Raw genomic sequence first — 13,417 nt, 5'->3', positions numbered from 1 at the left:
CGCAGAACCGACCCTACGAACTCAATTGCCCAGCTTTGTTACGAGTAGGTAACGAAGTGACCGATTCGGGGACATAGCAACTTGGCACTCTCCCGGGTGGAGTGCTAAATTTTGTGGTGTTGAGCCGGATCGGCTCAACTCTTGAAACTCTTCGTTGCACGACCGAATGGAGTGATCTCAATGGCTCTCACCTACGACCCCGCCCGCGAACTCGACCGCCTTGCCAGCGCGCTCTTCGGCTCCGGCCAGGGGCCCCGCCGGATGCCGATCGACCTCTACCGCGACGGCGACCACTACGTCCTCACCGCCGACCTGCCCGGCATCGACCCGGGTTCGGTCGACGTCGACGTCGACGGTCAGCTCCTGACCATCCGCGCTCAGCGCACCGTCGCGAGCGCTGACGACGTCACCTGGATCACCCGCGAGCGCCAATCGGCAACGTTCGTCCGCCAGCTGAGCCTCGGCCAGGGCGTCGACACCGAGCGCATCGCGGCGTCCTACGACAACGGCGTGCTCTCGGTGACGATCCCCGTCAGCGAGAAGGCGCGCCCGCGCCGCATCGAAGTCGTCTCGAGCGCCCGCCCCGAGCAGGTGCGGATCGGCGAGGCGAGCGCCGAGTAGCAGACATCATTCGGGGGCCCGTGCGCGTCAGAGTGCGCGGGCCCTCCTTGTGCCCGCAGGCCCTACGCTGGCCGGATGCGCGCCCCATCCTTCGACACCGCTGTCGGTGTCCTGCTCCCCCGTGATCTGCCCGCCGCCGAGGTGCTCGACTACGCCCGCCGCGCCGAGGAGCTCGGGTTCGACGAACTCTGGCTCGTCGAGGACCTCGGCTTCCGCGGCGGTATCGCCCAGGCCGGCGCCGTTCTCGCGGCGACCGAGAGGATCGTCGTCGGCATCGGCATCCTGCCCGCAGCCGTCCGCACCGCTGCCTTCACCGCGATGGAGCTCGGCACCCTCGCCGAACTGTTCCCCGGCCGGATCCACGCCGGCATCGGTCACGGCATGCCGCAGTGGATGCGCGGCATCGGCGTCTGGCCGCAGAGCCCGCTCACTCTGCTCGAGGAGCAGTTCGACGCGATCCGCTCGCTGCTCAGCGGCGAGCGGACCACTCGGTCCGGTCGCTACGTCCACGTGGACGACCTCGCGCTGGAGTCACCGCCCGCTGTGGTGCCACCGCTGCTCGCCGGCGTCCGCGGGCCGAAGTCGCTCGCGCTGGCGGGCCGGATCGCCGACGGGGCCGTCTTGGCCGAGCCCGTCACTCCGGAGTATCTGGCGGTGGCCCGCCACCACCTCGGCACCGCCGGTCGGATCGTCGCCTACTCCGTCGCCGCCGTGGATGACGACCCCGCCGCCGCCCGCGACGCGGTGCGGCCAGGACTGGAGTGGATCGGCGAGCCCGACTGGGCTCCGCACATCGAGCCGCTCCCCTTCGCCGACGAGTTCGCACGGCTGCGCGCGAGAAGCACCGATCGAGCCGCCTTTGTCCGCGACCTGCCCGAGGCCTGGCTGGACCAGCTGGCCGTCGTGGGCGCCCCCGATGACGCCCGGCGCCGCATCGCCCAGCTGCACGATGCGGGAGCGTCGAGCGTGGTGCTGATGCCGTCCGGTCCGGATCCGCTGCGCGCGATGCAGCAGCTCGCCCGAGTACTCTGAGGCGCCCGCGCCCCGAGACCTGACTGCGGCGACGTGCCCGGCTCACTGGATCCGTGCGAGCCGGGCACTCTCGTGAGAACCGGCGGTCAGGCCGACATGCGCACCTTCAGGTTCTCGTCGAGGGTCGCGAGGAACTCCTCGGTCGTCTGCCAGCCCTGCTCGGGGCCGACGAGCAGGGCGAGGTCCTTCGTCATCTTTCCGGACTCGACCGTCGTGATGACCACATCCTCGAGCGTGAGCGAGAAGTCGATGAGCTCCTGGTTGCCGTCCAGCGTGCCGCGGTGCGCGAGGCCGCGCGTCCAGGCGTAGATCGAGGCGATCGGGTTGGTCGAGGTGGGCTTTCCCGCCTGGTGCTGGCGATAGTGGCGCGTGACCGTGCCGTGCGCCGCCTCCGCCTCGACGACGCTTCCGTCGGGAGTGGAGAGCACCGAGGTCATCAGGCCGAGCGATCCGAAGCCCTGGGCGACGGTGTCGGACTGGACGTCGCCGTCGTAGTTCTTGCAGGCCCAGACGTAGCCGCCCTCCCACTTCATGGCCGAGGCGACCATGTCGTCGATGAGGCGGTGCTCGTACGTGAGACCGGCGGCGTCGAAGCGCTCCTTGAACTCGGTCTCGAAGATCTCCTCGAAGATGTCCTTGAAGCGCCCGTCGTAGGCCTTGAGGATCGTGTTCTTGGTCGAGAGGTAGACCGGGTAGTTGCGCGAGAGGCCGTAGTTCAGGGACGAGCGAGCGAAGTCGCGGATCGAGGCGTCCTGGTTGTACTGGACCTGCGCGATGCCGTCGTCGGGGGCCTTGTAGACCTCGAACTTCATCGGCTCGGAGCCGTCCTCGGGCGTGAACTCGACGGTGAGCGTGCCCTTGCCCTTGAAGACGAAGTCGGTGGCGCGGTACTGGTCGCCGAATGCGTGGCGCCCGATGATGATCGGCTTGTTCCAGCCCGGAACCAGGCGCGGAATGTTCGAGATGATGATCGGCTCGCGGAAGATCACGCCGCCGAGAATGTTGCGGATCGTGCCGTTGGGCGACTTCCACATCTTCTTCAGGCCGAACTCCTCGACGCGGGCCTCATCGGGCGTGATGGTCGCGCACTTCACGCCGACCCCGTGCTTCTGGATGGCGTGCGCCGCGTCGATCGTGACCTGGTCGTCCGTCTCGTCGCGGTGCTCGATGCCGAGGTCGTAGTACTCGAGGTTCACATCGAGGTACGGGTGGATGAGGGTGTCCTTGATCTTCTGCCAGATGATGCGTGTCATCTCGTCGCCGTCGAGCTCGACGACTGTTCCCTCAACCTTGATCTTGGACATTGCTCTCCCATGATGTCGATGACCCCGCACCTGTGCGGGACGTGCGGCTCTGCACCGCTCCGGATGGCCTCCGCCAGCCTACCCGAGGCTCCAACTGTCTCGATGTCGAGACACTTCTCCGCTATCGGCTCAGGGAACTACATGCGTCGCCCGCCAGGAGGATGCCCCCCATGCGGCCCGCCGCTACAGTGACGGCATGAGTGACCTTCGCTTGGAAGAGCTGTCCGCCTCGAACATCTCCGCCGTGAACGGGCTGAGCCTCAAACCCGGCCAGGAGCAGTTCATCGCGCCGGTCTCCTACTCCGCCGCCGCCGCTGTGATCGACCCCGGCGCCTCCTGGCAACGCGCCGTGATGGACGGCGACGAGCTGGTCGGCTTCATCCACGCGCACTTCGATCCGGAGGCGGCGGAGGAGTTCCGCAGCTGCATCTGGCGCATCAACATCGACGCCGCGAAGCAGGGCCGCGGCGTCGGCACATTCGCCGTCCGCGCCACCGCCGAGGAGGCCCGCGCCCGCGGCTTCGGCACCCTCACCGTGATCTGGGAGTCGGGCGAGGACGGCCCGGAGCAGTTCTTCCGCTGGATCGGCTTCGAGGTGGTCGGCGAGACGCAGTACGGCGAGAACATCGGGGCGCTGACGCTCTGAGTGAGCAGGTCGACGCAGATCGGCCGGAGTTCATCGCGGCAGTTCTGGGCGTCGTCGAGTCGATCCCGCCCGGGCACGTGATGGCGTACGGCGAGATCGCCGCGGTGCTCGGCAGTCGAGCGGCGCGGGTCGTCGGCATGGTGATGGCGCACTACGGCTCGGACGTCGCATGGTGGCGTGTCGTGCGCTCGGGAGGTGCGCCACCACGAGGACACGAGGAGCGGGCTCGCCACGAGTACGAGCGCGAGGGCACGCCTCTGGTCGTCACTCCGGGCGGCTACCGCGTCGACATGCGCGCCGGCCGCTGGCGTCCCTGACTCGTCCGGCACGCCGGGCCGCCGCCCGCCGCCGTCCGCTGTCGTCCGCTGTCGTCCGCTGTCGTCCGCTGTCGTCCGCTGTGCAGGGGACCGTCCGATGTGCAGGAAACCGTCCGATTCGCAGGGGACCGTCCGATTCGCAGGGGGCCGTCCGATTCGCAGGGGATCCGCCTCTCGTCGGCTCATTCTCGCGGCAGGATCGCCCTCCTCACGAGGATCCCCTGCACACCGCACGCGTCCCTGCACACCGCACGCGTCCCTGCACATCGCACGCACGCACGTCAGCGCGCCGCGCCTCACACGAGGGAGTCGCGCCAGGCCGCGTGCAGGGTGGCGAAGCGGCCGTCGCCGGCGATGAGCGCCTCCGGAGCGCCGTCCTCGACGATGCGGCCGTGCTCCATCACCAGCACGCGGTCGGCGATCGCGACCGTCGAGAGGCGGTGCGCGATGATGACCGCGGTGCGGTCGGCCAGCAGCGTCTGGAGCCCCTGCTGCACCAGGCGCTCGCTCGGGATGTCGAGTGATGAGGTCGCTTCGTCGAGGATCAGCACGGCGGGATCCGCCAAGAACGCGCGCGCGAACGAGATCAGCTGACGCTGCCCCGCCGAGACGCGGCCGCCTCGCTTGTTCACGTCCGTGTCGTAGCCGTCCGGTAGCGCCTGGATGAACTCGTGCGCGCCCACAGCCTGCGCCGCGCGCACGATCTCGTCGTAGGACGCGGTCGGCCGACCGATCGCGATGTTGTCGGCGACCGACCCGGAGAAGAGGTACGCCTCCTGCGTCACCATCACGATCGCGCGCCGCAGGTCCTTCGGATGCAGCTGCCGCAGATCCACGCCGTCGAGGGTCACCACGCCGTCGCTCGGGTCGTAGAAGCGCGAGATCAGCTTGGCGAGCGTCGTCTTGCCGGCACCCGTCGATCCGACAAGCGCGATGGTCTGCCCCGCGGGGATGTCGAGATCGAAGCGCGGCAGCACCTCGCGGTCGGCGGTGTAGGCGAAGCGGACGCCCTCGAAGCCGAGCCTGCCGCGCGCCTGGCGCAGATCGATCGGGCGGGTCGGATCCGGGACGCTCGGCTCCTCGGCCAGCACGCCCGAGATCTTCTCGAGCGCGGCCGCCGCTGATTGGTAGGAGTTGTAGAACATCGCCATCTCCTGCACCGGGTCGAAGAAGCGCCGGGTGTAGAGCAGGACCGCCAGCAGCGCGCCGATCTCGAGCCCGCCGTCGAGCACGCGGACGCCGCCGATGAACAACACCACGGCGACCGTGATGTTGCCGATCAGCACGAGCCCGGGATCGAAGGTGCCGAAGACGCCGAAGACGCGCTTGTATGCGAGCCGGTACTGCTCGACGACTCCCCCGAACACCGTCTCGTTGCGCTTCTGAGTACGGAACGTCTGCACCGCGCGGATGCCGGTCATCGACTCCACGAACTGCACGATCAGCCGCGACGAGGCGACTCGGGTGCCGCGGAACAGCGCCTGCGAGCGCTTCTGGAACCAGCGGGTCAGCAGCGCGAGCGGTACGAGGGCGCAGGCGAGCACGATGCCGCTCACTCCGTCGAGCGAGACGAGCGCGATCGCGACGAAGCCCATGTAGAGCGCGCCCTGTACCAACTGGTTGATTCCGGAGTCGAGCAGCTCACGGATGGAGTCCAGGTCGCTGGTCTGCCGCGAGATGATTCGGCCGGAGGTGTAGTTCTCGTGGAACTCCAGGCTCAGCTTCTGCGTGTGCAGGAAGACGCGCTTGCGCAGGTCGATCAGGATCGCTTGGCTGACCCGCGCCGACAGCACCGTGTACCAGGCGACCAGGAGCGCGCCGATCAGCCCGGTCAGGATGTAGGCGCCGACGGTCACGGCCAGCGGAACGGCGTTCCCCGCGAGCACCGCGGGCAAGCCGTTGTCGATGCCCGCGGCGATCAGCGCTGGACCCGCGACCTGCGCCGCCGTCGCGACGACCACGACGACCGCCGTCAGCACCAGTCTGAGCCGCAGCGGCCGCAGCAGCGACCCGAGGAGCCGCAGCGAACGTCGGCGCAGCGACGCCGACTCCGCGCGCGAGAGGTCGTCGCGCTCCTCGGAGGAACCGAGCGTGCTCATGATCGCGTCTCCTGGCGGGTCGTCGCGGGGCGGGAGCCGATGCGCTCGATCCCCGCGGGCCGGGTCAGCTCGTCCTCCTCGAGGCTCGAAATGACGAAGCGGTAGTGCGGGCTGCTCGCGAGCAGCTCGCTGTGGGTGCCGACCGCGGTGATGCGCCCCTCTTCGATCAGCGCCACACGGTCGGCGAGCGCCACCGTCGACGGACGGTGCGCGACGATGATCGCGGTGGTGTCGCCGAGCACCCGGCGCAGGCCCGCCTCGACCCGCGCCTCCGTGTCGACGTCGAGCGCCGAGAGCGGGTCGTCGAGCACGAGCACGGCCGGGCGGGCGGCGACGGCCCGGGCGAGGGCCAGGCGCTGGCGCTGGCCGCCGGAGAGACTCATCCCCTCCTCGCCGACCGTCGTGTCCAGGCCGTCGGGGAGCCGGTGCACGAAGTCCGCCTGCGCGATCTCGAGCGCCTCGAGCAGCTCCTCCTCGCTCGCCTCGGGGCGGCCGAGCAGGACGTTCTCGCGCACGCTGGTGGAGAAGAGCGTCGCGTCCTCGAACGCCATGCCGATGTGCGTGCGCAGCTCCTCCCGCCGGAGCCGGCGGATGTCTACTCCGTCGAGCTCGATCGCTCCGCCGGTCACGTCGTAGAGCCGCGGGAGCAGCGCGGTGAGCGTGGTCTTCCCGGAGCCGGTGATGCCGACCAGCGCCATCGTCTCGCCGGGCTCCACCTCGAGGTCGACCCCGTCGAGCAGATCCCGGTAGCGCTCGGGCGCGTCCTGGTAGCGGAAGTGGACGTCGCGGAAGCGCACGCGACCGCGCGGGTCGGCGATCGTCTCGGGCTCCTCCGGGTCGGTAATCGTGTTCCGGCTGTCCATGACCTCGAAGTAGCGGTCGACAGCAGTGCGGGTGTCGAAGGTCATCGAGAGCAGGAACCCGATCGACTCGACCGGCCAGCGCAGTACGGTCGCGGTGGCGAAGAAGGCGAAGAGCTCGCCGACGCTCAGCTGGCCGTCCGCGGCGAGCCAGACCCCGCCGAGCAGGCAGAGTGCGAAGGCGATGTCCGGCACCAGCAGCAGGACGAGCCAGATCCCGGCGATGGCGCGGGCCTTGTCGATCTCGGTACCGCGGAGCTTCTCGGCCTGCCCGGCGAAGTTCTCGAGCGCGTGCTGGTGGCGCCCGAACGCCTTCAACACACGGATGCCGTGCACCGACTGCTCGACGGTCGTCGCCAGGTCGCCGGCCTGGTCCTGGCTGCGGCGCGCGATGCTCGAGTAGCGCTTCTCGAAGGCGAATCCGTAGATCCAGACCGGGATCGAGCACACGACGAAGAGCGCGCCGAGGATCGGGTTCCAGTAGACGAGGACGCCGAAGCCGACGACGATCGTCACCGCGTTGACCACGAGCAGCACGAAGCCGAAGGCGATCCACCGGCGGATGAGGCTGAGATCGCTCATCGCCCGCGAGAGCAGCTGACCGCTCTGCCAGCGATCGTGGAACGACACCGGCAGGTCTTGGAGGCGGCTGTAGAGGGCCGAGCGCAGGCGCGCCTCGATGCGCGTGCTGGGGGTGAGGACCATCCGGCGCCGCAGCGCGATAGCACCGGCCTCGACGACGCCGAGCACCAGGATGATGGTGACGGGGCCGATCAGCGGGCCGAGGTCGCCGGAGCCGGCGGCCGTCGCTCCGTCGCCCAGCGGACCGTCGACGAGCTGCTGCAGGACGAGCGGGATGGCCAGCGACACCAGGCTCGCCACGAGAGCGACCCCGATGCCGCTCACCAGGCGGGGCAGGGCATCACCGACGAAGGGTACGAGGCGCAGCAGCGTCCGCCGGGTGCTGGGGCGCTTCTGCTCGGCGGCGCCGGGTGACGGGAGGACGGGTGCGGACACGGTGCAGTGCTTTCGGGACGAGGACGGAGCCTTCCCCGAGCCGGGAGGAGTGGGGAGACAGGAATGCCACCGGGACGGGGGCCCGGGCAGCCTTGAAGGCTATACCCGGACGACGTGTCCCGTCCAGCGGCCGTCGCGCACTCGCGCCCGCTCGCCTCCGCCGTCAGCGCACGAGAACCGAGAGGCAGGTCACGCAGCCCTCGAGCTTTTCGAACTCCGAGATGTCGACGGTGAGCACGCGGTAGCCGAGGCTCCTCAGCAGCTCGGCACTGCGCGGAGCGGAGGCAGCCATCAGCAGGGTGTCGTCGTCGAGGACGACCACGTGGGCGCCGGGCTCCTCCGGCATCGGCAGGAAGGAGGGGAACAGGCGGGGCTCGTCGACGGCCGGCTCCCAGCCGATGACGGTGCCGTCGGGCAGGGCGGTCACGGCGCTCTTGAGGTGCAGCACCGTGGAGAGCGGTACCGCAACGACGTCGTACCCGCGAGGGCGCAGGATCGCGCGCAGCTGGGCTACTCCGGCCGCGTCGGTGCGGCGTCCACGGCCGACGTAGACAGTCGAGCCGACTGTGAGGACGTCGCCGCCGTCGAGCGTCCCCGGCTCCTCGATCCGGTCGACGGTGAGGCCGAGGGCGCGGACCGCCTCTTCCGCACCGGCGGCCTCACCGCGGCGGGACTCCGCTCCGGAGCGAGCGATCACGGCGTGGTCGCCGAAGGCGATGACGGCGTCCTCGAGGAACACGGAGTCGGCGAGGTCGGGCGCGGGCGCGGCTTCGACGCTCTCCCAGCCCGCCCGCTCGAGCAGGTCGACGTACGCCTCCCACTGCTGCTGCGCGCGCTGCTGATCGACGGGGACGCGCTCGAGGTGCGTGAGTTCGCCGGCCGAGAGGTCGGCGGCCGGTGCGCGAACCAGCGCGATGCGGCGAGCGGAGGCGGCACCCGGGGCTTCGTCGGTGCGGACGCGGAGCCAGAGAGCGCGTCCAACGGTCGCCGCCGAGACGATGAAGGCCAGGAGGAAGACAAGGTTGAGTCCGGCGAAGGTCTGGAAGATCGACACCCACACCGCGCCGGTGACAGGGTCACCGGTGGCGCTGGCCTGCACGAGCGTGCCGAACACGGCGCCGACCACGCCCGCGACGAGCCCGGTGAGGGCCGCGAGCCAGGCGCGGCCGAGGGTTCCGGCGATCGCCAGTGCGAGCACGACGACGAAGCCGAGCACGCTGGAGAGCAGGAAGTAGGCGTTCACCTGTGGGATCGACCCCGGCTGGAGCTGATTGCCGATGAAGTAGGCGAGCAGGTTCGCGAGGTGCGCGACCAGGGCGGTGGCCGCGGCGGCGAGCAGCGCGAAGAGGAGGCGGCGCCCTGTCGCGGGCGTCCGGTCGGTGGCGCGAGTGGTCACGGCGGTCACGGGCGGGCGGTCGGGCGTCGAATCGGAATGCACCCGCCGACCCTACGCGCGCAGCCCGCACCCCACCTGTCGAACCCCTTGCATCCCCCTATGAGACCGGCCGGTCGCCTCTCTACCCCCGCCCACAAGCCGAACTGCGCCACGCCGCGCAAGGAGCGGCGTGGAAGACCAGCCCCAACGGGCGCGCCCGCCCGTCACTCAGTGAAAGAAGTGCCGCTCCCCCGTCGTGTACATCGTGATGCCTGCGCGGGTGGCCGCGTCGATGACCTCGGCGTCGCGGACCGATCCTCCAGGCTGGACGACCGCTTTCACACCGGCGGCGAGGAGCACGTCGAGGCCGTCGGCGAAGGGGAAGAACGCGTCGGAGGCGGCGACGGAGCCGACTGCGCGCTCGCCGGCACGGGTCACGGCGAGGTGACAGGAGTCGACGCGGTTCACCTGCCCCATGCCGACGCCGACGGAGGCGCCGGCATGGGCGAGCAGGATCGCGTTCGACTTGACCGCGCGGCAGGCCTTCCACGCGAATTCGAGGTCGAGCATCGTGTCGGCGTCGGCCGGCTCGCCGGCGACGAGCTGCCAGCCGGAGCTAACCTCGCCGGGCCCGCCGACGAAACGGTCCGGCTCCTGAAGCAGCAGGCCGCCCGAGATCTGCTTGAACTCGCGTTCGACGGGGGCGTAGAAGTCGGGGAGTTGCAGTAGGCGCAGGTTCTTCTTGGTCTTCAGCACCTCGAGTGCCTCCGGCTCGAATCCGGGGGCGACGAGCACCTCGGTGAAGATCTCCCTCACCGTCTCGGCCATCGCGAGCGTGACGGGCCGGTTCGCGGCGATCACGCCTCCGAAGGCCGAGACCGGGTCGCACTCGTGGGCGCGGCGGTGGGCGGAGGCGATGGGGTCGATGGCCTTCGCGCTCGCGATCGCGATGCCGCAGGGGTTCGCGTGCTTGATGATGGCGACGGCGGGCAGCACGAAGTCGTAGGCCGCGCGGACGGCAGCGTCGGCATCGACGTAGTTGTTGTAGGACATCTCCTTGCCGTGCAGCTGCGTCGCCTGCGCGATGCCGGTGCCGTCGGGTGAGACGTAGAGCGCCGCCGTCTGGTGCGAGTTTTCGCCGTAGCGGAGCACCTGCTGGAGGGTCCCGCGGATCTCGACGGATCCCTCGACACCCTCGTCCGCCTCCCGCCCGGCGAACCAGGCGGCGACGGCACTGTCGTAGGAGGCGGTGTGCGCGAAGGCGCGGGCCGCGAGGGTGCGGCGGGCGGCGAGGGTCGTGCCGCCCACGGCGAGAGCGGCGACGATGCCGGAGTAGTCGGCCGGGTTGACGACGATCGCGACGTTCGCGTGGTTCTTGGCGGAGGCGCGCACAAGGGCGGGGCCGCCGATGTCGATGTTCTCGACGACGGTCGCCGCGTCGGCCCCACCGGCGACAGTCTCGCGGAACGGATACAGGTTGACCACGACCAGCTCGAAGGCGGCGATGTCCAGCTGCTGCAGCTGCTCCCGGTGCGAGGCGAGGCGCAGGTCGGCGAGGATGCCCGCGTGCACGGCCGGGTGCAGCGTCTTCACGCGGCCGTCGAGCGATTCCGGGAACCCGGTGACGGCCGAGACGTCGGTGACCTTGTGTCCGGCGTCGCGGAGGGTAGCGGCCGTCGAGCCCGTGGAGACGAGCTCGACGCCGGCCGCGGCGAGGGCCGCTCCGAGTTCGAGCAGTCCGGTTTTGTCGCTGACCGAGATCAGTGCCCGGCGGACGGGAACCAGGTCGCGGTCGTCGTAGCTGCTGGGGTCGTGGGCGGTGATGCTCATGCGCGGGCGAGTTCCTCGAGGTCGACGGTTCCGTGGGCGATGTCGAGCACCGTCTGCACCAGCAGGCGTCGCTCGATGGTCTTGATGCGCTCGTGCAGCTCGGCCTCGCTCTCGCCGGGGAGCACGGCGAGGCTCTCCTGGGCGATGATCGGGCCGGTGTCGACTCCGGTGTCGATGACGTGCACGGTGACGCCCGTCTCGGTCGCACCGGCGGCGAGTGCGTCGCGGACGGCGTGGGCGCCGGGGTAGAGCGGCAGGAGGGCGGGGTGCGTGTTGATCATCCACGGGCTGAGCGAGTCGACCACCACGGGGGGCAGGATCCGCATGAAACCTGCGCAGACGACGAGGTCGGGCTCCCACTCCTGGATGTGCTCGAGCAGGGCGGCGCCCCACTCGTCGCGCGAGGCGAAGTCGCTCGGCGCCACGATGAAGGAGGGCGTGCCGCGCTCGTCGGCGTGCCGGAAGCCCGCCGCGTCGGTGTCGCTTCCGACGGCGACGATGCGGGCCGGGAAGTCCTCCTCGCCCGTGGCATCCAGGAGGGCGCGGAGGTTCGATCCGCCGCCGGAGAGGAGCACGACCAACTTGAGCACTGCGCAATTCTAGGTGTACTGGCCGGGGAGGTTGGGGGACGTGTGACGACGCGCTGTCGTCGGCGAGACGGGATGAGGGCCTCCCGGTCGAGAGCCGAGCTGCTACGGCGTCGCCCCTGATCGGGAGGTCGTCCCACGCTCGCGCCGCTCGCGCGCCTGGACAACGCTGACGCAGCGGCCGGTCGTCTCTCGGCGTGCCGCGATGACGTCCGCCAGCATCCTCGACGAGCGTAGTAATGTGCCTCTCGTTCGCATCGATCTCGTACTGCGGACCGCGCGGCTTCGGTGACTGCCTTCCGCTTGAGTGCACCGTCGCCTCGGTTGCCGTGAACCTGTGCACGGCGGTAATCGGTCAGCAATCGTCGCGTCCGTGGTTCGATCAGCGGTGAGTCCGTGCGTGATCACCCTGCGCATTGCGATGCGTCTGCGAGTGTAGTGAAGGCAGTCGAAGGAGTATGTGTATGACGAACATGTCGACAAAACCCCGATCGAGGCTTGCGCGGCTGTCCTCGGCAGCCGTGCTGGTGGTCGCGCTGTGCATAGGTTTCGTGGCTGTGAATGCTGATGCCGCGCAGAGCGCCGACGATGTCAGGCCCACCGTGGGGCTGGTCAATGAGGATCTGGCCTCCGAGTTCAATGGCGATCAGTATACGTTCGGCACGTCATTCGTCGACCGGATCTCGAAGGATTCCGAGTACAACTGGATCGTGCTTTCCCACTCCGTCGCTGAGAAGGCGTACACCGATGGCTCTGTGGATGCGATCTTGTACATTCCTCAGTCGTTCTCGCGCGACATCCTGACCCTTCAGGATACGACCCCCATGAAAGCGACAGTCGAGTACAAGCTTAAACCGCAAGCGGACAAGCGAGCGGATCAGCTGCTGGACGGCAGGATCGTCGCGATCGTGAATGGGTTCAACGAGAGCGTCATCAAGATGTACTACGCCTCCTTAGCGGATAACCTCGCCGAGGCTGACGGGCACATGCACGGGACCCTCAGCAATCAGGAAGCACTCGTTGCCGCTCTGACCGCCGATGTACAAAAACCATTTTCGGGCACGATTCCGAATATCGAGAACTTTGTGTCCACCGCACAAGGTCTCAAGGACGTGAACGCTGCGACCGTGGAAGCTCAGAATACGTTTACGAAGTCGGTCGCGGACTCGCTCACCTCGAGCGCCGAGGCGTTCTCCGGGCAGCTGCAGAAGATCGATGAGTACGCGCGCAGGCAGCAAGAGATCGCTCAGATCAACGCCACTAATGGCAATAAGGGCATCGCGGATCAGGCCGCGTCTGATCGAGGCTTCTACGGTTCCCAGTTCGACGCGCTCAGAACCAGCACGCTGTGCAAGCTGGCAGGGCTCGACGCCGCAGATCTCCCCGCACCCTGCACGCGCCCGGACGGTACCACTGCGCCGCCTCTGGACGGCAGGATCGCCGAACTTCAGCAGGCAATCGCGCAGTACACAGCAGATCACACCCTCGCGATCGACAACCTCTTCGCCGATCTCAACATGCGAATCCAGAACTGAGCTGCCCAACGTTTCCTGGACCAGTTGAATAGTTGTCTACGCGGCGAGGTTCTCGGTGATCCATGCCTGCTCGGCTTCGTTCGGGGTCCGATAGCCAAGCCCCGAGTGAAGTCGTTGTTGATTGTAACGCAGTTCGATGTACCGTGTCACGTCGCGGATCGCTTTCTCTCTTGTCGGATATTGAGTGCGATTGC

The 13,417-nt window shown here is 68.9% G+C and carries 11 protein-coding genes; 5 read left to right on the top strand and 6 right to left on the bottom strand.

All coding sequences use genetic code 11. The features are described from left to right. The first annotated feature begins 180 nt into the window (after window positions 1–180). A complete protein-coding gene (locus C5D07_RS06945; RefSeq protein ID WP_104259010.1) occupies window positions 181–621 on the top strand; it encodes an Hsp20/alpha crystallin family protein in 441 nt (146 codons plus the stop codon). Between the two features lie 75 nt (window positions 622–696). Continuing rightward, a complete protein-coding gene (locus C5D07_RS06940; protein WP_104259009.1) occupies window positions 697–1,653 on the top strand; it encodes an LLM class flavin-dependent oxidoreductase in 957 nt (318 codons plus the stop codon). 86 nt (window positions 1,654–1,739) lie between these two features. On the opposite strand, the gene C5D07_RS06935 is transcribed toward C5D07_RS06940, so the two are convergent. Further along, window positions 1,740–2,957 carry an NADP-dependent isocitrate dehydrogenase gene (locus C5D07_RS06935; RefSeq protein ID WP_068251701.1) on the bottom strand — a complete coding sequence of 406 codons (1,218 nt, stop codon included), beginning with the start codon at window positions 2,955–2,957 and terminating at the stop codon, window positions 1,740–1,742. Window positions 2,958–3,153: 196 nt separating this feature from the next. Here C5D07_RS06935 and C5D07_RS06930 point away from each other — a divergent pair, with 196 nt between their 5' ends. Beyond that, window positions 3,154–3,603 (top strand): GNAT family N-acetyltransferase, encoded by a 450-nt coding sequence (locus tag C5D07_RS06930; RefSeq protein WP_068251698.1) that lies wholly within the window; start codon window positions 3,154–3,156, stop codon window positions 3,601–3,603. Beyond that, a complete protein-coding gene (locus tag C5D07_RS06925; protein ID WP_308470998.1) occupies window positions 3,498–3,920 on the top strand; it encodes an MGMT family protein in 423 nt (140 codons plus the stop codon). Before C5D07_RS06930 ends, C5D07_RS06925 begins: the two co-directional genes overlap by 106 nt. Window positions 3,921–4,216: 296 nt before the next feature. On the opposite strand, the gene C5D07_RS06920 is transcribed toward C5D07_RS06925, so the two are convergent. The 5 genes from C5D07_RS06920 to purN all read right to left on the bottom strand — a co-directional run bounded on the left by C5D07_RS06920 (window position 4,217) and on the right by purN (window position 11,691). Beyond that, on the bottom strand, window positions 4,217–6,019 hold the full coding sequence (locus tag C5D07_RS06920; protein ID WP_068251692.1) for an ABC transporter ATP-binding protein: 1,803 nt from the start codon (window positions 6,017–6,019) through the stop codon (window positions 4,217–4,219). Then, entirely contained in the window at window positions 6,016–7,896 is a 1,881-nt protein-coding gene (locus C5D07_RS06915; RefSeq protein WP_084415789.1) for an ABC transporter ATP-binding protein, read from the bottom strand. The genes C5D07_RS06920 and C5D07_RS06915 overlap by 4 nt, the downstream gene beginning before the upstream one ends. Before the next feature lie 163 nt (window positions 7,897–8,059). Further along, entirely contained in the window at window positions 8,060–9,334 is a 1,275-nt protein-coding gene (gene ddaH / locus C5D07_RS16250) for a dimethylargininase (protein WP_269465687.1), read from the bottom strand. Between the two features lie 165 nt (window positions 9,335–9,499). Then, complete coding sequence (purH, locus tag C5D07_RS06905; RefSeq protein ID WP_104259007.1) at window positions 9,500–11,101, bottom strand: bifunctional phosphoribosylaminoimidazolecarboxamide formyltransferase/IMP cyclohydrolase; 1,602 nt, start codon at window positions 11,099–11,101, stop codon at window positions 9,500–9,502. Further along, a complete protein-coding gene (gene purN / locus C5D07_RS06900) occupies window positions 11,098–11,691 on the bottom strand; it encodes a phosphoribosylglycinamide formyltransferase (protein WP_068251687.1) in 594 nt (197 codons plus the stop codon). The genes purH and purN overlap by 4 nt, the downstream gene beginning before the upstream one ends. A 461-nt stretch (window positions 11,692–12,152) precedes the next feature. Between purN and esaA the strand changes: the two genes are divergently transcribed. After that, window positions 12,153–13,223: a type VII secretion protein EsaA gene (esaA, locus tag C5D07_RS06895; protein WP_170063519.1), complete on the top strand. Its 1,071-nt coding sequence runs from the start codon at window positions 12,153–12,155 to the stop codon at window positions 13,221–13,223. Window positions 13,224–13,417 lie beyond the last annotated feature (194 nt).

This window comes from Rathayibacter tritici, assembly GCF_002932875.1.
Lineage (GTDB): Bacteria > Actinomycetota > Actinomycetes > Actinomycetales > Microbacteriaceae > Rathayibacter > Rathayibacter tritici.
The sequence above is the reverse complement of the archived record's forward strand: the minus strand, read 5'-3'. Positions and strand labels throughout refer to the sequence as shown.

Bases quoted from the DNA above. Each gene is read 5' to 3' on its own strand.
- C5D07_RS06940 (WP_104259009.1), top strand. From the start codon at position 697: ATGCGCGCCCCATCCTTCGACACCGCTGTCGGTGTCCTGCTCCCCCGT.
- C5D07_RS06945 (WP_104259010.1), top strand. From the start codon at position 181: ATGGCTCTCACCTACGACCCCGCCCGCGAACTCGACCGCCTTGCCAGC.
- C5D07_RS06935 (WP_068251701.1), bottom strand. From the start codon at position 2,957: ATGTCCAAGATCAAGGTTGAGGGAACAGTCGTCGAGCTCGACGGCGAC.
- C5D07_RS06930 (WP_068251698.1), top strand. From the start codon at position 3,154: ATGAGTGACCTTCGCTTGGAAGAGCTGTCCGCCTCGAACATCTCCGCC.
- C5D07_RS06920 (WP_068251692.1), bottom strand. From the start codon at position 6,019: ATGAGCACGCTCGGTTCCTCCGAGGAGCGCGACGACCTCTCGCGCGCG.
- purH (WP_104259007.1), bottom strand. From the start codon at position 11,101: ATGAGCATCACCGCCCACGACCCCAGCAGCTACGACGACCGCGACCTG.
- esaA (WP_170063519.1), top strand. From the start codon at position 12,153: ATGACGAACATGTCGACAAAACCCCGATCGAGGCTTGCGCGGCTGTCC.